We start from the raw sequence: 17759 nt of genomic DNA, 5'->3' as shown, positions 1-17759 counted from the left end.
AACCAAAAATCAATTCAACCGTCTTTAGGTCGCGCTCGCGGCCGTCACAAGGAAATCTCCGACCATGCGTTACAATCAACTTGGAAATACTGGACTGTTCGTCTCGGAAATCTGCCTCGGCACGATGACATTCGGTGCCGCCGGCGAAAACAATCTCTGGGGTTCCATCGCTGACGTCGACCAGAAGGCTGCCGATCAAATCGTCGAAAAGTCGCTGGCATCAGGGGTCAACTTCATCGATACGGCAGATGTCTACTCCTTCGGTGAGTCCGAAAAACTGCTCGGCCAGGCACTGAAAAACCTCGGCGTTCCCCGCAAGGACGTCGTGATTGCCACGAAGGTCTATGGCACCATGGGCGACAAGCCGAATGATCGTGGCGCTTCGCGCGGGCACATCATGGATTCGGTCGAGGCCAGCCTGAAGCGTCTTCAGACCGATCATATCGACCTTTATCAGATCCACGCCACCGACACGGTCACGCCGATCGACGAGACGCTGCGCGCCTTCGACGATCTCGTTTCTCGTGGTTTGGTGCGCTATGTCGGCGTTTCCAACTGGCAGGCATGGCGCATTGCCAAGGCGCTTGGCATCTCCGAGCGTCGCGGCTTCGCTCGGTTCGAGACGGTGCAGGCCTATTATTCCATCGCCGGCCGCGATCTGGAACGCGACATCGTGCCGATGATGCAGGAGGAGAAGCTCGGCCTGATGGTCTGGTCGCCACTGGCGGGCGGCCTACTCTCCGGCAAGTATGGGCCGGGAGCGCCTGGCAACGGCGAAGGTCGCCGCGCTGCGTTTGACTTCCCGCCAGTCGACAAGAATCGCGCCTGGGCCTGCGTTGCCGTGATGCGCGAGATCGCCGAAAAGCACGGCACGAGCGTCGCTACTGTCGCGCTTGCCTACATTCTCGCGAAGCCGTTCGTGACAACCGTCATCATCGGCGCCAAGCGGGTCGAGCAGCTCGACCAGAACCTGGCGGCGGTCAACCTGAAACTCGATGCGGACGATTTGAAGAAACTCGATGAGGTCAGCGAGCTTGCGCCTGAATATCCGGGTTGGATGCTTTCGCGACAGGGTGCCGGCCGTCGGCCGGAGCCATTCCAGCCGAAGGCCTGATTGAAGTTTCGTGAAACGGACGCCGGGGCTTGCTGCTCCGGCGTCCTTGGCTATTACTTGCCGTGCGCCTTCAGCCAGGCCTGCATGTCGGCGATTTCGGCCTCCTGGGCCTTGATCACGGCTTCCGCCAGCTTGCGGATTTCCGGATCCTTGCCGTATTGCAATTCGATCTTCGCCATGTCGATCGCGCCCTGATGGTGCGGGATCATGCCCCGGACGAAGTCGACGTCGGTATCGCCGCTATATTTGAGCATCATGTCCTTGTGCATCTTCGCGTTCGCCTCCGCGAACGCGTGGCTCGATGCACTGTGATCGCCCATCGGCTTGCTCATGTCCATCGGCGCATCCTCCGCGAAGAGGGGCGTGGCAGAGAGGGCAAGCGTTGCAGCAAGAGCGAGAGTTTTCAGAGACATGGGATTACCTTCCTCTGTCTGATACTGGGGTTCAATGCGCGGCCGAAGCCGCGGCGTTTCATGAAAACCGGTCAGACAAGCCGGGGAGGCGGCGCCAGGGGCTGAGGGCGTGCATCCCGCATCGCATCGGCCGGTCCAGGGGCAGGATAGGAAAATACGTGCTTTCCGGCTGCCGCGAACACCATCGGCGGCGGCACGACGAGACAGGCTGAGCAGAAGGGCATGTGCACCATGCCGCTGGCTGAACACGGATCCTGTTGCGCAGGCGCGGATTTCGCGTTCTCGCCCATGTCCATTCCGGCCACATGATGGTGTTCGACACTGGAGGTCGCTGCGACGGTCTGCATCGACAGGCATGTCGGACAGCCAGCCCAGGCGGACATGGTGCCGTAGGCCATCCAGGCAAGTGCCATCGCGATGATTGCAAAAAAGCGCATGCCGTCAAAATAGGAACACGACGCAAAGAAGCCAAGCTGCATTTTGCGGATTTGGCAGACACTGGTCGCGTGGGCCACATCGGCCCGAGGCGAACATCAGATGGCGGTCCGAAAGACATCGGAGGATGCGCGGCCTTGAAGGCCACTCCTTCCGGCAGGGCCACCCACCAAGCACGGCGAGCTGACACTAGTTCCTGTATTGGTAGACTCTCCCGAAGCGATTGGGCATCAGGAATATTTGTTCAGCTTCGGAGAACCCGGCTTCACGGCCCATCGCCTTCCATGTGTCGGCCTTTTCCGGGAAGTCGGCGAGCCTCATATGCGCGTCCATCGCCGCAAATTCTTCGTCCGTTAATGCAGCCCACACATTACGATAGGCCGAGAACCGATCAAAATGTTCTTCCCGGTTTTCCTCGTCGAGAAGGGTGGGTTCCCAGATCAAAAACAGGCCGTCACGGCTCAATGTATCGCGCACATCTTTCATCAATCGGACCTTTCCGTCCGGCTGGAGATGATGCAGCGACATGCCAATCCATACGAAGTCCACGGTGTCGGACCAGTCGGCCATTGCTTCGGCAAAATCGCCACACCGCAGGTCGATAGGGCACGGCAAGTCCTTCAGCGATTCCCTCGCGAGATCCAACGACTGCGGAGAGAGGTCGATCCCGTAATAGTGGCCGATGGCACTCCCCTTCAACGCACCCGCCGAGGCAACTGCATCCCCGCAAGCGATATCGAGAAATTTGAACGGCTTGGGCATCTCCTGGGACAACAGTGTGCGCAGCAAGCCATAGACCTCGCGGTGAAACATGAGGTTTTCGCCGACGATCTTCCGGTAAGTTGCCAGATGTTTATTGAACATGGCTTGTGCATCGTCGGTGGCCGCCGAAGCAGTGCCTTCAGCCTGATTTCGCAAGGTCTCCATTCGTTTCCCTCCCAGAAAAGCCGTCAGCCGTGGAGTTGAGTGTACCCTTCGCGTAGAGATGCAGCGCGCGATAAACCGCCGTGTGTGATGGCGTCGGTATGCCAAGGCCGTTCCCAAGCGCGTGCATTCGCCCTGAAAGCCAGGCAAGTTCCAGTGGTTTTCCGTTCAAGAGATCATTGGCCATCGATGAGCACGTATCGGGCGGCAGGTTCTGCCAGATCGATTCAGCGTACGCTTCATATTCGTCCTGCATCGGGTGACCGGCTGCCTTCGCCACCGCCATGCCCTCATCCCGCAACTGGGCAAGCAATGTGCGAGACTCAGGATCTGTCAGGATCGATCCAATTCCGGATCGAATTAAGCTGGTCGCACCCGAGAACGCGCAGAGCGTCACGAACTTGGTCCAGAGCGTCTGATCGATATCTTCGACCGTCTGCAGCCCAATGTCTCCGGCCTGGATGGATGCCGCGAGCAACGCACTGATCACCGGGTCACGATGCCCGCCGATATAGAACTGCCCTGCACCACCGAGATGCACGATCAGGCCGGGCTGTTTTATGTATCCCGAAATGTAGGCAGCGCCGCCGACAACCTGTGACGGCGGCACCAGCCGACCCAGGGTCTCGACGCTGTCGATGCCGTTTTGCAACGTCACCACTCTCGTTTCCGGCCCGACCATCGGCACGATTGCCGCAGCCGCCGTGTCGCTGTCATAGAGCTTAACGGCGAAGAAAACGATGTCGACATGGCCGACCTCGCCGGGCGTCGCAGTCGCCTTCACATGTGGCAGGCTGAGATTGCCGAGCGGACTTTCAAGCTGCAGTCCGTTGCTTCGCATTGCCTCGAGGTGGGGCCCCCGGGCAATAAAAGTGACATCATGGCCCGCGACAGCGAGCCGTGCACCAAGATAGCCGCCGATGGCGCCCGACCCCATGATCGCGATCCGCATGGCCGCCCCCTCCGACGACAAACCTGTGGCTGCAAAATCAATATAGCCATTGCTACCTTAGACCACAATCAAGTGGTTCGCATGACAGCGTCGCAGGGACGCTGCTGGCTCAAGATGGTCTTCCCTTTCGAAGTCGCTCTTCGCACCGTCCGCCCAAGCGCCCATCCTCCCAAATAGACGGGCCGTACGCTTCGCTCCGCATTTGATATCAATCGGGCACATGCTCCATGATGATTTGCGTGTGCAGCATCGGTGCCGCCTCCGCTCCGAAATAGCTTTCCAGCAGCGGCAGAAAATCGTCTGACAGGTAGAAAGCCGTCAAGGCACGATCGGCCAGCAAGCGGAAGTCGGCGTCGTCGCGACGCAGCCCTATCGCATAGGGTTCGTGCGTAAACAGGCGATCGCCGATCTCAAGCGAGGACGGATCGCGCGCCCGCGAAGCCAGGCTGGCGAGCAGCGCCTGATCCGCGATATAGGCATCGATCTTGCGATCCTCGAGTGCGGCGAGCCCGTCCTCATGCGTCTGGAAATCGGCAAGCTTGGTCTTCGATACCTGGGTTGCCAGCGCCTCGCGCAGTGTCACTCCCGTCGTCGTATTGGCACGCACGCCGATGACGCGCGTCGAGGCGACATGCTCGCTAACGGCGCGAACAGCAGGCTTCTCGAGAAAAAGCGTTTGCAGATAGTTGGGCGAATCCTTGCGGAGCAGTGCAGTCGCCCCGGTCAGGAAGATGGGCTGCGAGAAGTCGACTATTTCGCGCCGCTTCAAATTGACGGTGATCGCGCCGCAAAGCAGATCGACCTCTCCATTTTTCACCGCGTCGAAGCCGCTGGCGAGAGTCGTCTCGATGTATTCGCGCTTCAGCTGCGGAACCTGGTGTTCTATTTCATCGGCGATCTTGCCACAGAGGTCGATGGCGTATCCCGTCGGATTGGCGCCCGCCTTGCTGGAGGAAAAGGGCGCTTCGTCGGCGATGTAGCCGATGCGCACGCTGCTGCGCTCAGTGATCGTATCGAGCGTCGCAGCGGCCGCCGCGAAAGCCGTAAGGCAAAGAGCAAGATGCGCTAGCAGAAACCGTCTCATGCACTTCGTCATAGGCATGATCCTCATCCTCGAGCGGTTGCGATTTCAAAGGCGTACACGCAGACTATGGGCTGCCTGCCATTTGTCAACCAAGGACACGTCGGCGGTGCTCGAACTGGCGACATCGCCCCGAGCGAGACCCGGGCTCGGACGAGCCGACGCTCAATATGCCGCAACAACCTTGTGCACGATCTGATAGTCGGCGCTTTCCTCGCCGATCGGCGCCACGGGCCATGTCCAGTCGGCTTGAACCGATCGCAGCGACACACCATGCAGCAAGTCGGCCTCTTCATGGACCTTCCCGGTGCGGTCGATGACGGCATAGGAGACATCGGTGATCAGGCAAGTCTTGCAAGGCGCCGCTTCCAATGCCGACCGGTGCGCCTGGATCAGCTGTGCGACAGTATCGGCGGGCAGGGCGCCTTCCTGCTCCGCCTCGAAGCGTCGTTTCACGCCTCGACCGATCTGCGAGAGGAGATTGGCCGAGACCACGAAGTCGAGATACGGAACGGTTCTCAGGAAGGCGAGGGGTTCCGGCTGCCTGCCCGCCGCGAGGTCGTCATAGCCTGAAAGGTCGCGCTCAATCAGCCGAACGTTCTTGTAGCCTTTCCGCCGCAGCCACAAGCGTGTCGAGGCGAGATGCACGAGATCGACGAGCACGACAGTATCAAACGTCTGGGCCAGCTCCTCGATCGGTACGTCGCGCAGCAAGCCGGATCCCAGGATGACCGCCGTTCTCCTCTGCCGCAGGCCGGTCATGGCGCTCCTTATGGCGTCCTTGCTCCTCTCCTCGTGCTCTGCCCATTGCCGGCTGCAGCGGCCGGCGCGGGACCAGAGATTGACGGAGTATCGGATGAACCGGCGATGCGCCTTCAGCGTCACCGGAACGGTCGCGGCATAGAGAAGCGCCTCCGCGATCATGATAGAGCTCCTGCCATTCGATCCATTCCTACTCGCTCAATCGATTCTGTGTTCCGGATCAAGGGCCTTCGCCCTTGCCGCATCCGGCCCTTTCCGCTAGGAAACCGCCACTGTCACAGCGAGCGGAATACCTTGGAAATGAACGACAAGCAGAAGAAACCACAAAAGCTCAAGGCCAGACTTCCCCGCGGCTTCGTCGATCGTTCGGCAGCCGACATTCGCGCCGTCAACGAAATGACCGCGAAGATCCGGGAAGTCTATGAGCACTATGGTTTCGATCCTGTCGAAACCCCGCTCTTCGAATACACCGATGCGCTCGGCAAGTTCCTGCCCGATGCCGACCGGCCGAACGAAGGCGTCTTCTCGCTGCAGGATGACGACGAGCAGTGGATGTCGCTCCGCTACGACCTGACGGCGCCGCTCGCCCGTCATGTCGCCGAGAATTTCAACGAGATCCAGCTGCCGTACCGCACCTATCGCGCCGGCTACGTTTTCCGCAACGAGAAGCCAGGCCCAGGTCGCTTCCGCCAGTTCATGCAGTTCGACGCCGATACCGTCGGTGCTCCCGGCGTGCAGGCCGATGCCGAAATGTGCATGATGATGGCCGATACGCTGGAAGCCCTCGGCATCAAGCGCGGCGATTACGTCATCCGCGTCAACAACCGCAAGGTTCTCGACGGCGTTCTCGAAGCGATCGGTCTCGGAGGTGATGACAAGGTCGGCCAGCGCCTCAACGTGCTGCGCGCCATCGACAAGCTCGACAAGTTCGGTCCTGAGGGCGTGGCACTCCTGCTCGGCCCCGGCCGCAAGGATGAGTCCGGCGATTTCACCAAGGGCGCAGGCCTCGACCAGAGCCAGATCGACAAGGTCCTCTTCTTTGTCGGCATCAAGGATTATGCCGAAAGCGCAGCCCAGTTGGCGGAACTCGTTGCCGGCACATCCAAGGGTGCTGAAGGCGTTGAAGAGCTGAATTTCATTGGCGCATTGGTCAGAAGCGCGGGCTACCAGTCCGACCGCGTCAAGATCGATCCGTCGGTCGTGCGCGGCCTCGAATATTACACCGGCCCCGTCTACGAAGCCGAGCTTCTGTTCGATGTCACCAACGAGAAGGGCGAGAAGGTCGTCTTCGGTTCCGTTGGCGGTGGTGGTCGCTACGACGGCCTCGTCTCCCGCTTCATGGGCCAGCCGGTGCCGGCTACCGGCTTCTCCATCGGTGTTTCCCGCCTGATGACGGCGTTGAAGAACCTTGGCAAGCTCGGCCAGGCCGAGGCCATCGAGCCGGTTCTGGTCACGGTCATGGACGGCGATGTCGACGCGATGGGCCGCTACCAGCGCATGACGCAGGACTTGCGCTCCGCCGGCATCCGCGCCGAAATGTTCCAGGGCAACTGGAAGAAGTTCGGCAACCAGTTGAAATATGCCGACCGCCGCGGCTGCCCTGTCGCCATCATCCAGGGAGGTGACGAGCGGGCGCAGGGCGTCGTGCAGATCAAGGACCTGATCGAGGGCAAGCGCCTGTCGGGCGAGATCGAGGACAATGCCAGCTGGCGTGAGGCCCGTGTTGCCCAGGAAACGGTTGCGGAAGGCGACCTCGTCGCCAAGGTGAAGGCAATTCTGGCGGCGCAGGCCGAAGACCGGAATAGGGCGGGCTGAGATGGCCCTGATCAATCTGCCGGACTTTTCCGGCGAGCTTCTCTCAGAGTTTGCGGCGCGAAAGACGGAGCGGGTGGATACGCCCGTCATCCAGCCGGCCGAACCGTTTCTTGATATTGCCGGTGAGGATCTTCGCCGGCGTATCTTCATGACCGAAAACGAGACGGGCGCCAGTCTTTGCCTGCGGCCGGAGTTCACGATCCCTGTCTGTCTGCGCCATATCGAGAGCGCCACCGGCACGCCGAAGCGCTATTCCTATCTCGGTGAAGTTTTCCGCCAACGGCGCGAAGGCGGGAGCGAATTCTATCAGGCCGGGATCGAGGATCTTGGCGACATCAACATAGCCGCTGCTGATGCACGGGCGATCGGTGACGCGATCGGCGTCTTGGAGCGCGTCGTTCCCGGCAAGTATCTTTCGGTTACGCTGGGCGACCAGGCCGTCTTTGAGGCAGTCGTACAGGCGCTTGGTCTGCCGCTCGGGTGGCAGAAACGGCTGATCCATGCCTTCGGCAACATGAGTCAGCTCGAAGCTCTGCTGGCGAGCCTCGTCAGCCCTCAGTTCGTGACCGGGCTCAGTGACGAGATCGCGCGTCTGATTGCCGCCGACAATGAAGCAGCGCTTGTTGCACACATCGATGCGACGATGCAGGCGACCGGCTATTCGACGAATGCGAGCCGCTCGCCGCTGGAGATCGCGCGCCGCTTGAAGGAGAAGCTGATCCTCTCCGAAACGCGCCTTGATGATGCGGCCTTCCGCGTGCTGGAGGAGTTCCTGTCGCTGAACGTGCCGCTGATCAATGCCTCGGCCGCGCTGGCCGGTTTTGCCGATGCCGCGGGCCTCAAGCTTGGCAACGCCCTTGCGCGCTTCGACGGCCGTGTGGCCGCTCTGGCCAATGCCGGCGTCGATCTGGCGCTGATCGACTACCGCGCAGCCTTTGGGCGTCCACTGGATTACTACACCGGTCTGGTTTTCGAGATCGGCGTGCAGGGCACTTCGGCCGTTCTCGCCGGTGGCGGTCGTTTTGACCGGTTGATGACCTTCTTGGGCGCCAAGGAACGCATTCCCGCCGTTGGCTTCTCGCTCTGGCTGGATCGCATCGAAGCGGAGAGGGCTGCCTGATGACGATTACCATCGCATTGCCTTCCAAAGGCCGGATGAAGGACGATGCCTCGGCGATCTTCGAACGCGCCGGCATCAGGATCACCGCTGTCGGCAACGATCGCTCCTATCGCGGACGCGTCGAAGGCTGGGACGACGTCGAAGTCGCCTTCCTCTCGGCTTCGGAGATTTCTCGCGAGCTTGGCAACGGCACCGTCGATTTCGGCGTCACCGGCGAAGACCTCGTTCGCGAAGGTTTGGCGGAGGCTGACAAGCGCGTCGAGGTCTGCGCGCGGCTCGGCTTCGGCCATGCCGATGTCGTGGTTGCCGTTCCCGAAATCTGGCTCGATGTCGACACCATGGCCGATCTCGGCGACGTTGCATCCGATTTTCGCGCCCGTCACGGCCGCCGTCTGGCGATCGCCACGAAATATTGGCGGCTGACGCAGCAATTCTTCTCCAGCCAGCACGGCATCCAGCTGTACCGGATTGTCGAGAGCCTGGGGGCAACCGAAGGGGCGCCTGCCTCGGGATCAGCCGATATCATCGTCGACATCACCTCGACCGGCTCTACCCTTCGCGCGAATAATCTGAAGGTCCTGTCCGACGGCGTCATCCTTCGCTCGGAGGCCTGCTTCGTCCGGGCGCGCAAGGAAACCCACGCTGGCGATGCGACTGTTCAGCGGCTGATCGACGCCGTTCGTTCGGCACTCTGAGCGATCGTCAGACCGAAACGTAAAAAAACCCGCCGTCAGCTGACGGCGGGTTTTTTATGCTTGGGAGGAGCCTGATGGCTTAGGCGACTGCGTAGACGCCGCGGCGTGCGTCGAGCGAATAGAGGCCGGGGCCGACGATCGCGAGGAAGATGTAAGCGCCGGCCAGCGTGAAGTTCTTCATGACCATGATCTGGTTCAGGGCATTGATCCAGCCGAGGGCAGCAGCCGGGAAGTCCGGAACGTTGACCGTAGGCAGGTGGAAGACAATGGCGGTGAATGCACAGAACGCGGCCAGCAGCCAGCCGATGATCTTGGTCTGGTAGCCGACGAGGACGGCAAGACCGGTCACGAATTCAAAGGCACCTGCGAGATAGGCAAGCGCGCTGGAGGCCGGAAGACCAGCACCGGCGATCATGCCGGCCGTGCCAGCCGGATCGGTCAGCTTGCCGAAGCCGGCATAGATGAACATGAAGGAGAGGAGAATACGAGCAACAAGAATGATGGCGTTATTGGTATTCGACATGGGACAAAGTCTCCGTTTGTGAATGACGTTTGAGGTCTCTGTGCCCCCGGCACGGTTTCAACCTCGGATGCCGTTTTGTCGCCTTTTTTTGCCGTCGTGAAAAGATAGACGGAAGCGGACGCTTTGTTCTCTATTATTGAACGACGCATCGGTCGCGATGGCGGCTTGCCATTGGCAATAACCCTCTTCTATGGTCGGCCACCCAAGATGGAGACCCCAATGGCAGATCTTTCCGCTTTTCCGATCACGACGCGCTGGCCGGCAGCGAACCCCGACGTTATCCAGCTCTATTCGTTGCCGACGCCGAACGGCGTGAAGATATCGATCGCGCTTGAAGAACTCGGCTTGTCCTACGAGCCGCACCTGATCTCGTTCAACACCAATGACCAGAAATCGCCTGAGTTCGTGTCGCTCAATCCGAACGGCCGCATTCCGGCGATCATCGATCCCAATGGTCCGGACGGAAAGCCGATCGGCATTTTCGAGTCCGGCGCGATCCTGCTCTATCTCGCCGAGAAGACCGGCAAGCTCATTCCATCAGACGCAGCAGGGCGCTACGAGACGATCCAGTGGGTCTTCTTCCAGATGGCTGGTATCGGACCGATGTTCGGGCAATTCGGGCACTTCTACAAGTTTGCGGCCGACAAGGTCGCCAACAACTCCTACCCGATGGAGCGCTATCGCGACGAATCCAAGCGCTTGCTGAGCGTGCTGGAAGCGCGCCTCCAGGGCCGCCAGTGGATCATGGGCGATCTCTATACCATCGCCGATATCGCGACCTTCCCATGGCTGCGCGGCGCCGACATTTTCTATGGCGGACGCGAAGTGCTTGACTACAAGAGCTTTCCGGCGGTCGTGGACTGGCTCGACCGCTGCATCGCCAGGCCGGCATCGGAGAAGGGATTCAACATCCCGGCGCGCCCGGCATAAGCCGAAACATGGCAACGACAAAAGCCGGCCTTTCAGGGGCCGGCTTTTTTGTGCGCGGAAGGTATTACTGGCGCCGCGCGAACTCGCTGCCGGTGTTGGTTTTGAATCGCGGAAAGACAAAAACGCCGAGCAAGCTGCCATGGGAGGCGTCATCATGACCGTTCGACTCGCCCATACAGAACAAGGGCTGGCGGAAGCCATTCGGCATCATGATCGTGGTCGAGAAGCAGAACGATGAAGAGAGAGTCGCGGCCTGCTCGAAGAGGTCCAGGATGTGATCGTGATCCTTCGGGTCGTAGCAGCGCATAAGGCTGACAAGGCCGCATTCACGCGCCGGCAGCCCGTGCAGCATCGCGCTCCATTCCTTCAGGTGGATGATGCCCGTGGAAAAATCTCCGACCCAGGTCTCGGAAATGGAAAACTGCGCCAGCAGGTCAGGGTCGTGATTGCTGACGTCGAGTGAACCCGGCATGAGCGGTGCCGCGGTGGTGGTTTTAGCAATTTTGAACAAATTTTTCCCCAGCTTAGGTACAGCTTCCCCCGCTGCACGTCCGGCAAGAATGGGCAGGTTCATGCTGCGCCGCGCATCATGCTCGGCCACCTGCGAAATGGGGTCTGGATGTCGGCACTGCTAACGGAGCCGCTTCCAATTCCGCGGGAAAAACGCACAACTTATGGTATATTTTCGGGAGGGGTTTTTCCCGAGCTCGCCCTCGCGTTCCCGTGGTCGGCAGCGAATTGGATCGCGACCGTCGGCGGATGAACGCGCGCCGAATGCAGCGCGGATTTATAGGCGCTTTTATGCAAACGGCAATCTGCTTTTTGCATAGTGCCGGTCTCCACTGTGAGTGGAAAAACGGCAGGAAAACTGCTCGAGGGGCGCAGAAAGCACCAAAGGTGGACAATTTTCTGAGGTGTAAGCGGTTTCACCTGCCATTTGTGTGAAAAAACATGCACGAAATTGCGTCAGCGAGGAAAGCAGTCCGCGGTAGAAAAAATGCAAGCGCGCAAGCCTTGCGAAAGCCTCGAATAACGCGAGGCATGCTCACATCGCTGCTTAAACGTTTTTTCTGAGGATTGAAAAACGAACACAGTTGCTGTTCCGCGAATCGCACGCCCAAACCAAAAAGGGCGGTCCGAAGACCGCCCTTCCTGTTCCGGGGAAACCGGAGATAGATCGGTGAAGCTTTATGGACGCTTCAGCGATAGGCTTGCGCCTATCACATCATGTCCATGCCGCCCATGCCGCCCATGCCGCCCGGCATGCCGCCAGGAGCATCCTTCTTCGGCAGCTCGGCGATCATGGCTTCGGTGGTGATCAGCAGCGAAGCAACCGAAGCTGCGTTCTGCAGAGCCGTACGAACAACCTTGACCGGGTCGACGATACCCATGGCGATCATGTCGCCATATTCGGACGTCTGGGCGTTGTAGCCGTAGTTGTCTTCGTTCTTGTCGAGGACCTTGCCGACAACGATCGAAGCTTCGTCGCCTGCGTTTTCAGCGATCTGGCGAACCAGAGCCTGCAGGGCGCGGCGAACGATGTTGATGCCAGCTTCCTGGTCGTCGTTTGCACCCTTTGCAGCGATCTTCGTGGAAGAACGGAGCAGGGCGATACCGCCGCCGGGGACGATGCCTTCCTGAACAGCAGCGCGCGTCGCGTTGAGCGCGTCGTCGATGCGGTCCTTCTTTTCCTTGACTTCGACTTCCGTGGAGCCGCCAACGCGGATGACGGCAACGCCGCCAGCGAGCTTGGCAAGGCGTTCCTGCAGCTTTTCGCGGTCATAGTCCGAAGTGGTTTCTTCGATCTGAGCCTTGATCTGTGCAACGCGGCCTTCGATGTCGGACTTGGCGCCAGCGCCGTCGACGATCGTGGTGTTTTCCTTGGAGATCGAAACCTTCTTCGAACGGCCGAGCATGTCGAGCGTTACGGATTCGAGCTTGATGCCGAGGTCTTCGGAAATGACGGTGCCGCCAGTGAGGATAGCGATGTCTTCGAGCATGGCCTTGCGGCGATCGCCGAAGCCAGGAGCCTTGACAGCAGCGATCTTCAGGCCGCCGCGCAGCTTGTTGACGACGAGCGTAGCAAGCGCTTCGCCTTCGACGTCTTCAGCGATGATGAGGAGCGGCTTGCCGGTCTGAACGACAGCTTCGAGAACCGGCAGCATGGCCTGGAGGTTCGAGAGCTTCTTCTCGTGCAGGAGGATGAAGGCGTCTTCGAGGTCCGCAATCATCTTTTCCGGGTTGGTCACGAAGTACGGGCTGAGGTAGCCGCGGTCGAACTGCATGCCTTCGACGACTTCGAGTTCGGTTTCAGCGGTCTTGGCTTCTTCGACGGTGATGACACCTTCGTTGCCGACCTTCTGCATGGCCTCGGCAATATCGAGACCGACCTGCTTTTCGCCGTTTGCGGAGATCGTGCCGACCTGTGCGACTTCTTCCGACGTGTTGATCTTCTTGGCCTTGGCCTGGAGATCCTTGACGACTTCAGCGACAGCGAGGTCGATGCCGCGCTTCAGGTCCATCGGGTTCATGCCGGCAGCAACTGCCTTGGCGCCTTCGCGAACGATCGCCTGGGCCAGAACCGTTGCGGTCGTCGTGCCGTCGCCGGCGATGTCGTTGGTCTTCGAAGCAACTTCGCGGACCATCTGGGCGCCCATGTTTTCGAACTTGTCTTCGAGTTCGATTTCCTTGGCGACCGAAACGCCGTCCTTGGTGATGCGCGGAGCGCCGAAGGACTTGTCGATGATGACGTTACGACCCTTCGGGCCGAGCGTTACCTTCACTGCGTCAGCGAGAATGTCGACGCCCTTGAGCATCTTTTCGCGCGCTGTGCGGCCAAACTTGATTTCTTTAGCTGCCATGATTGAAACTCCTGAATTCGAGTTGTCCGGGCTTTGGGCCCGTGGCTAAAATCGGAAAGGGAAAACGGCTGATTAGCCGATGATGCCCATGATGTCGGCTTCCTTCATGATCAGAAGGTCTTCGCCGTTGATCTTGACTTCGGTGCCGGACCACTTGCCGAACAGAACGCGATCGCCAGCCTTGACGTCGAGAGCGACGACCTTGCCGGACTCGTCACGAGCGCCGGAACCGACGGCGACGATTTCGCCTTCCTGCGGCTTCTCCTTGGCGGTGTCCGGAATGATGATGCCGCCCTTGGTCTTTTCTTCGGACTCAACGCGGCGAACGACGACGCGATCGTGAAGGGGGCGGAAGTTGGTGCTTGCCATTGTCTAATCCCTCGATCAAATGACACTCGCAGGCCGAGAGCGGCCCGCACGGATGGGTGTTAGCACTCGCCATTGGGGAGTGCTAGCGAGGCAGCATTTAGGAGTGGCCCATCGGGGAGTCAAGGACGGCCTGAATTTTTCTTCGCCGTCTTCTCAAGCAGGCTTAACAGCATATCCTTGTCGGAAGTGCGACAGGCAGTGCGGTGACCACCGTTCCCTAAGCTTCTTTCCTCGAAAGAGATCACTGCCGCCCACCTGTCGCTAGGATTGTCGTAAGGACGTGCCAATGATATCGAGCGCCTTGGGGCAAGAGGGGCGGCAACCGTGAATAAGGCGATCGCGGCAGAAGACATCGTGGCGGCACCAGCGCTGCGAGAGGCGGTTCGCGTCTGGGCGTGGATCGGCTGCCTGAGCTTCGGCGGGCCGGCCGGTCAGATCGCCCTCATGCACAAGACCATTGTCGACGAGAAGCGCTGGATCTCTGAGGAACGCTTCCTGCACGCGCTTAATTTCTGCATGCTGCTGCCCGGCCCCGAAGCCCAGCAACTGGCCACATATATCGGCTGGCTGATGCACGGTGTCCGTGGCGGGCTGATTGCCGGCCTGCTGTTCATACTACCGGGCTTTCTGCTCATCCTGATCCTGTCGAGCCTTTACGCCGTCTTTCAGGAAGCGGCCTGGCTTCCCGCGCTTTTCTTCGGAGTGAAAGCTGCGGTCCTGGCCATCGTCATCGAGGCCTTGCTCCGGGTGAGCCGCCGGGCTCTGAAGGAGCGCTTTCACTACTATGTGGCCGGCGCCTCGTTCCTGGCGCTTTTCATGCTGAACCTGCCGTTTCCTCTCATCATTGTCCTCGCCGGCGCAGCAGGACTGCTGTGGATGAAGTATCGCCAGCGTGGGTTGGCAACGCCGATGCCGCAAACCGCCCGCCGCGGACGACTTCCTGCAGTCACGCCGCATGCGATCGCAAGGCCGCTCGTGGTATTGGTGTTCTGGATCCTCGTCTGGCAGTCACCGCTCTTCTTCATTCGTGGCCTCGACGCGCCGATGGACCTGATCGCCGAAACGTTGAGCGGCGAAACCAATGTATTCGGCGCCGTCTTCATCTTCTTCTCCAAGATGGCCGTCATCACTTTCGGAGGCGCATACGCCGTGCTTTCCTATGTCGCGCAGGTTGCCGTCGGCCACTACGCGTGGCTTCAGCCCGGCGAGATGCTCGATGGACTGGCGCTTGCCGAGACGACGCCTGGGCCGCTTGTCCTCGTCCTCTGTTTCGTCGGTTTCCTCGCTGGCTATCGCAATCCCATTGCGATGGCGCCCCTTGCCGGTGGCGTTCTCGGCGCCTTCCTCGCTGCCTGGGCGACGTTCGTGCCGAGCTTCATCTGGATTTTCGCCGGGGCTCCCTACATCGAGAAGCTGCGCAACAACGAGAAGCTCTCTGCCGCCCTTTCGGCGATTACGGCTGCGGTCGTCGGCGTCATTCTCAATCTTGCGCTCTGGTTCGGCCTGCATGTGCTCTTTGCCGAAGTTGGCCGCGTCGCACTCTTTTCCGGCAAGACCGGCCTGCCGATCATCAGCGTTGCCTGGCCGCAGTGGGGGACGCTCGATGCCGCCGCGCTCGTGATCTTCTTGCTGGCGTCCGTTCTGCTGTTTCGCTTCAAGAAGGGCATCCTGACGGTGATTGGCATATCCACCGCCGCAGGCCTGTTGGCCAAGGCTGCCGCCGCCGTCCTCTAGTCGGCTCGTTTCGGTTTTTTACAGCCGCAGCGCAAAATGCCTTGCCATCCCGGCAGGCCTTTGCGATGTCACCCGTGACTTAACGACATCGGGACATCGGAATGGCCAAGCGGATCGAAAACTTTGCGGAAATCACCAGCCAGTATGACGCGGTGTTCTGCGATGTCTGGGGTGTCTTGCACAATGGCGTCGATCCGTTCCCGAAGGCGGCTGCCGCGCTGGAAGCGGCCCGCGGCGAGGGGTTGACCGTTGTTCTCATCACCAATTCGCCGCGTATTGCTCCGCAGGTGGTGGCACAGCTCCGGCAGATCGGCATCCAGGATGGCGCCTACGATCGGATTGTCACGTCGGGCGATGTCACGCGGGGCCTCATTGCCGAGGGGCCGAAGAAGGTATTTCTTCTCGGGCCGGAACGTGATCTGGCGATCATCGAGGGGCTTGGCGTGGAGCGCGTCGATGCGGGGGATGCCGACTCCGTTGTATGCACCGGCTTCTTCGACGACGAAACCGAGACGCCCGAAGACTATACCGAGATGCTGAAGGCGTTTCAGGTGCGCGGCGTGCCGATGATCTGCGCCAACCCCGATCTGGTTGTCGAGCGCGGCCACAAGATCATCCCCTGCGCCGGCGCGATGGCGGCATACTACAATCAGCTCGGTGGGCAAACCCGCATTGCCGGGAAGCCGCACAAGCCGATCTACGACGCCGTATTGTCCGTTGCCCGCGACGCCCATGGGGAATTTCCGAAGGGCCGTGTCCTTGCAATCGGGGACGGAATGCCGACCGATGTTCGCGGTGCTCTCGATTACGGCCTCGACCTCCTCTATATCAGCGGCGGCATCCACGCGAAGGAATACACGCTGAACGGAGAGACGGACGAAGCCATCCTGACGGCCTTTCTGGAGCGCGAAAAAGTATCACCGAAGTGGTGGATGCCTCGTCTCGCATAAAGACCTCAGCACAAGAAAAGCCAGCCGATGACCGTTTTTCACCGCAACGAAACCCGTGAACCACTGCCGGCCCAGCTGCGTGGCGGCGTGGTCGCCATTGGCAACTTCGACGGCGTGCATCGTGGGCATCAGTCCGTGCTGAACCGGGCTTTGGAGATTTCGCGGCATCGCGGCATTCCGGCGCTTGTCCTCACCTTCGAGCCGCATCCGCGTACGGTCTTCCGGCCCGATCAGCCGGTCTTTCGCCTGACGCCTGCGCCGCTCAAGGCTCGGCTTCTCGAAGCGATCGGCTTCAACGCCGTCATTGAATACCCCTTCGACAGGGAGTTTTCGCAGCGTTCGGCCGACGATTTCATCCATTCGATCCTCAAGGACTGGCTTGACGCCTCAGAGGTCGTGACCGGCTTCAACTTTCATTTCGGCCGAGGCCGGGAAGGCGGTCCGGCCTTCCTGATGGAAGCCGGCCAGAGATACGGCTTCGGCGTTACGCTGATCGACGCGTTTCGTGACGAGAATACTGACGTCGTCTCCTCGAGCCATGTGCGCGAATTGCTGAAAGACGGCAATGTCAGCGAGGCAGCGGCGATGCTCGGCTATCACTATACCGTCGAAGCGGAAGTGATCGGCGGCGAGAAGCTAGGGCGCCAGCTCGGCTTCCCGACTGCGAACATGCGGTTGCCGGCCGAAGCCGATCTCAAGGCGGGCATTTACGCCGTTCGCTTCCGTCTTGATGACGGTACGCTGCACGACGGCGTCGCCAGCTACGGTCGGCGGCCGACGGTCACCGACAATGGTGCGCCGCTGCTCGAAACCTACCTCTTCGATTTCAGCGGCGACCTGTACGGGCAGATCTGTTCCGTATCCTTCTTCGGCTACCTGCGCCCTGAACTGAAGTTCGACGGCCTCGATCCCCTTGTCGAGCAGATGAATCGAGACAAGGAAGAGGCAAGGGCGCTGCTAACAGGTGTGCAGTCGCTCGGAGAGCTTGATCGCAAGATCTGCTTCGTCTGAGGCTCTAGCGACCTTCGAAAATTGTGGCTCTTACGGGGCGGCGATGCTTGTCGTGTGCGCTCGCAGGGAT

General features: G+C 60.3%; 18 protein-coding genes. 8 read left to right on the top strand and 10 right to left on the bottom strand.

Going from position 1 to position 17759, the window contains the following annotated elements; genetic code table 11:
* Positions 1 to 64: 64 nt before the first annotated feature.
* Positions 65 to 1114 (top strand): aldo/keto reductase, encoded by a 1050-nt coding sequence (locus tag FHT97_RS03955; RefSeq protein ID WP_183860061.1) that lies wholly within the window; start codon positions 65 to 67, stop codon positions 1112 to 1114.
* Between the two features lie 53 nt (positions 1115 to 1167).
* Here the strand turns inward: FHT97_RS03955 and FHT97_RS03950 are convergent, their stop codons facing one another.
* The 6 genes from FHT97_RS03950 to FHT97_RS03925 all read right to left on the bottom strand — a co-directional run bounded on the left by FHT97_RS03950 (position 1168) and on the right by FHT97_RS03925 (position 5843).
* The gene (locus FHT97_RS03950; protein ID WP_183752460.1) at positions 1168 to 1527 is read right to left on the bottom strand and encodes a DUF305 domain-containing protein; all 360 of its coding nucleotides are present in this window, start codon (positions 1525 to 1527) and stop codon (positions 1168 to 1170) included.
* A gap of 71 nt (positions 1528 to 1598) precedes the next feature.
* Complete coding sequence (locus tag FHT97_RS03945) at positions 1599 to 1964, bottom strand: hypothetical protein (protein ID WP_183860059.1); 366 nt, start codon at positions 1962 to 1964, stop codon at positions 1599 to 1601.
* A 187-nt stretch (positions 1965 to 2151) separates the two neighbouring features.
* Positions 2152 to 2889, bottom strand: coding sequence for a class I SAM-dependent methyltransferase (locus FHT97_RS03940; protein WP_183860057.1), 738 nt, complete (start codon positions 2887 to 2889; stop codon positions 2152 to 2154).
* A complete protein-coding gene (locus FHT97_RS03935; protein ID WP_183860055.1) occupies positions 2864 to 3838 on the bottom strand; it encodes a 2-dehydropantoate 2-reductase in 975 nt (324 codons plus the stop codon). Before FHT97_RS03935 ends, FHT97_RS03940 begins: the two co-directional genes overlap by 26 nt.
* A 208-nt stretch (positions 3839 to 4046) precedes the next feature.
* Positions 4047 to 4934, bottom strand: coding sequence for an amino acid ABC transporter substrate-binding protein (locus FHT97_RS03930; protein WP_183860750.1), 888 nt, complete (start codon positions 4932 to 4934; stop codon positions 4047 to 4049).
* A 150-nt stretch (positions 4935 to 5084) separates the two neighbouring features.
* Positions 5085 to 5843: a hypothetical protein gene (locus FHT97_RS03925; protein WP_183860053.1), complete on the bottom strand. Its 759-nt coding sequence runs from the start codon at positions 5841 to 5843 to the stop codon at positions 5085 to 5087.
* A 138-nt stretch (positions 5844 to 5981) separates the two neighbouring features.
* Here FHT97_RS03925 and hisS point away from each other — a divergent pair, with 138 nt between their 5' ends.
* Genes hisS through hisG form a run of 3 tightly spaced genes read left to right on the top strand, consistent with a single transcriptional unit; the run spans position 5982 to position 9311 of the window.
* On the top strand, positions 5982 to 7496 hold the full coding sequence (hisS, locus tag FHT97_RS03920; RefSeq protein ID WP_183860051.1) for a histidine--tRNA ligase: 1515 nt from the start codon (positions 5982 to 5984) through the stop codon (positions 7494 to 7496).
* Between the two features lies 1 nt (position 7497).
* Positions 7498 to 8616, top strand: a complete 1119-nt coding sequence (locus FHT97_RS03915) for an ATP phosphoribosyltransferase regulatory subunit (protein ID WP_183860049.1) — start codon at positions 7498 to 7500, stop codon at positions 8614 to 8616.
* Positions 8616 to 9311 (top strand): ATP phosphoribosyltransferase, encoded by a 696-nt coding sequence (gene hisG, locus FHT97_RS03910; RefSeq protein ID WP_183860047.1) that lies wholly within the window; start codon positions 8616 to 8618, stop codon positions 9309 to 9311. The genes FHT97_RS03915 and hisG overlap by 1 nt, the downstream gene beginning before the upstream one ends.
* A gap of 79 nt (positions 9312 to 9390) precedes the next feature.
* Here the strand turns inward: hisG and FHT97_RS03905 are convergent, their stop codons facing one another.
* Entirely contained in the window at positions 9391 to 9834 is a 444-nt protein-coding gene (locus FHT97_RS03905; protein WP_183752443.1) for a DoxX family protein, read from the bottom strand.
* 219 nt (positions 9835 to 10053) lie between these two features.
* Between FHT97_RS03905 and FHT97_RS03900 the strand changes: the two genes are divergently transcribed.
* Positions 10054 to 10764, top strand: coding sequence for a glutathione binding-like protein (locus tag FHT97_RS03900; protein WP_183860045.1), 711 nt, complete (start codon positions 10054 to 10056; stop codon positions 10762 to 10764).
* 64 nt (positions 10765 to 10828) lie between these two features.
* On the opposite strand, the gene FHT97_RS03895 is transcribed toward FHT97_RS03900, so the two are convergent.
* From FHT97_RS03895 to groES, 3 genes are all read right to left on the bottom strand, one after another.
* Entirely contained in the window at positions 10829 to 11275 is a 447-nt protein-coding gene (locus tag FHT97_RS03895) for a hypothetical protein (RefSeq protein ID WP_183860748.1), read from the bottom strand.
* A gap of 709 nt (positions 11276 to 11984) precedes the next feature.
* Positions 11985 to 13625 carry a chaperonin GroEL gene (groL, locus tag FHT97_RS03890; RefSeq protein ID WP_183752439.1) on the bottom strand — a complete coding sequence of 547 codons (1641 nt, stop codon included), beginning with the start codon at positions 13623 to 13625 and terminating at the stop codon, positions 11985 to 11987.
* A gap of 72 nt (positions 13626 to 13697) precedes the next feature.
* Positions 13698 to 13994, bottom strand: a complete 297-nt coding sequence (groES, locus tag FHT97_RS03885; RefSeq protein WP_004675403.1) for a co-chaperone GroES — start codon at positions 13992 to 13994, stop codon at positions 13698 to 13700.
* A 324-nt stretch (positions 13995 to 14318) separates the two neighbouring features.
* Between groES and chrA the strand changes: the two genes are divergently transcribed.
* From chrA to FHT97_RS03870, 3 genes are all read left to right on the top strand, one after another.
* Positions 14319 to 15728 carry a chromate efflux transporter gene (gene chrA / locus FHT97_RS03880; protein WP_183860043.1) on the top strand — a complete coding sequence of 470 codons (1410 nt, stop codon included), beginning with the start codon at positions 14319 to 14321 and terminating at the stop codon, positions 15726 to 15728.
* Positions 15729 to 15829: 101 nt separating this feature from the next.
* Complete coding sequence (locus FHT97_RS03875) at positions 15830 to 16678, top strand: TIGR01459 family HAD-type hydrolase (RefSeq protein WP_183860041.1); 849 nt, start codon at positions 15830 to 15832, stop codon at positions 16676 to 16678.
* A 27-nt stretch (positions 16679 to 16705) separates the two neighbouring features.
* A complete protein-coding gene (locus FHT97_RS03870; RefSeq protein ID WP_183860039.1) occupies positions 16706 to 17689 on the top strand; it encodes a bifunctional riboflavin kinase/FAD synthetase in 984 nt (327 codons plus the stop codon).
* Positions 17690 to 17759: the final 70 nt, after the last annotated feature.

Origin of the sequence: Rhizobium sp. BK399 (assembly GCF_014194695.1) — a bacterium.
Taxonomy (GTDB): domain Bacteria; phylum Pseudomonadota; class Alphaproteobacteria; order Rhizobiales; family Rhizobiaceae; genus Rhizobium.
This window is presented reverse-complemented; position numbering and strand designations above follow the sequence as displayed.

Bases quoted from the DNA above. Each gene is read 5' to 3' on its own strand.
- FHT97_RS03955 (WP_183860061.1), top strand. From the start codon at position 65: ATGCGTTACAATCAACTTGGAAATACTGGACTGTTCGTCTCGGAAATC.
- FHT97_RS03950 (WP_183752460.1), bottom strand. From the start codon at position 1,527: ATGTCTCTGAAAACTCTCGCTCTTGCTGCAACGCTTGCCCTCTCTGCC.
- FHT97_RS03945 (WP_183860059.1), bottom strand. From the start codon at position 1,964: ATGCGCTTTTTTGCAATCATCGCGATGGCACTTGCCTGGATGGCCTAC.
- FHT97_RS03940 (WP_183860057.1), bottom strand. From the start codon at position 2,889: ATGGAGACCTTGCGAAATCAGGCTGAAGGCACTGCTTCGGCGGCCACC.
- FHT97_RS03935 (WP_183860055.1), bottom strand. From the start codon at position 3,838: ATGCGGATCGCGATCATGGGGTCGGGCGCCATCGGCGGCTATCTTGGT.
- FHT97_RS03930 (WP_183860750.1), bottom strand. From the start codon at position 4,934: ATGACGAAGTGCATGAGACGGTTTCTGCTAGCGCATCTTGCTCTTTGC.
- FHT97_RS03925 (WP_183860053.1), bottom strand. From the start codon at position 5,843: ATGATCGCGGAGGCGCTTCTCTATGCCGCGACCGTTCCGGTGACGCTG.
- hisS (WP_183860051.1), top strand. From the start codon at position 5,982: ATGAACGACAAGCAGAAGAAACCACAAAAGCTCAAGGCCAGACTTCCC.
- FHT97_RS03915 (WP_183860049.1), top strand. From the start codon at position 7,498: ATGGCCCTGATCAATCTGCCGGACTTTTCCGGCGAGCTTCTCTCAGAG.
- hisG (WP_183860047.1), top strand. From the start codon at position 8,616: ATGACGATTACCATCGCATTGCCTTCCAAAGGCCGGATGAAGGACGAT.
- FHT97_RS03905 (WP_183752443.1), bottom strand. From the start codon at position 9,834: ATGTCGAATACCAATAACGCCATCATTCTTGTTGCTCGTATTCTCCTC.
- FHT97_RS03900 (WP_183860045.1), top strand. From the start codon at position 10,054: ATGGCAGATCTTTCCGCTTTTCCGATCACGACGCGCTGGCCGGCAGCG.
- groL (WP_183752439.1), bottom strand. From the start codon at position 13,625: ATGGCAGCTAAAGAAATCAAGTTTGGCCGCACAGCGCGCGAAAAGATG.
- groES (WP_004675403.1), bottom strand. From the start codon at position 13,994: ATGGCAAGCACCAACTTCCGCCCCCTTCACGATCGCGTCGTCGTTCGC.
- FHT97_RS03875 (WP_183860041.1), top strand. From the start codon at position 15,830: ATGGCCAAGCGGATCGAAAACTTTGCGGAAATCACCAGCCAGTATGAC.
- FHT97_RS03870 (WP_183860039.1), top strand. From the start codon at position 16,706: ATGACCGTTTTTCACCGCAACGAAACCCGTGAACCACTGCCGGCCCAG.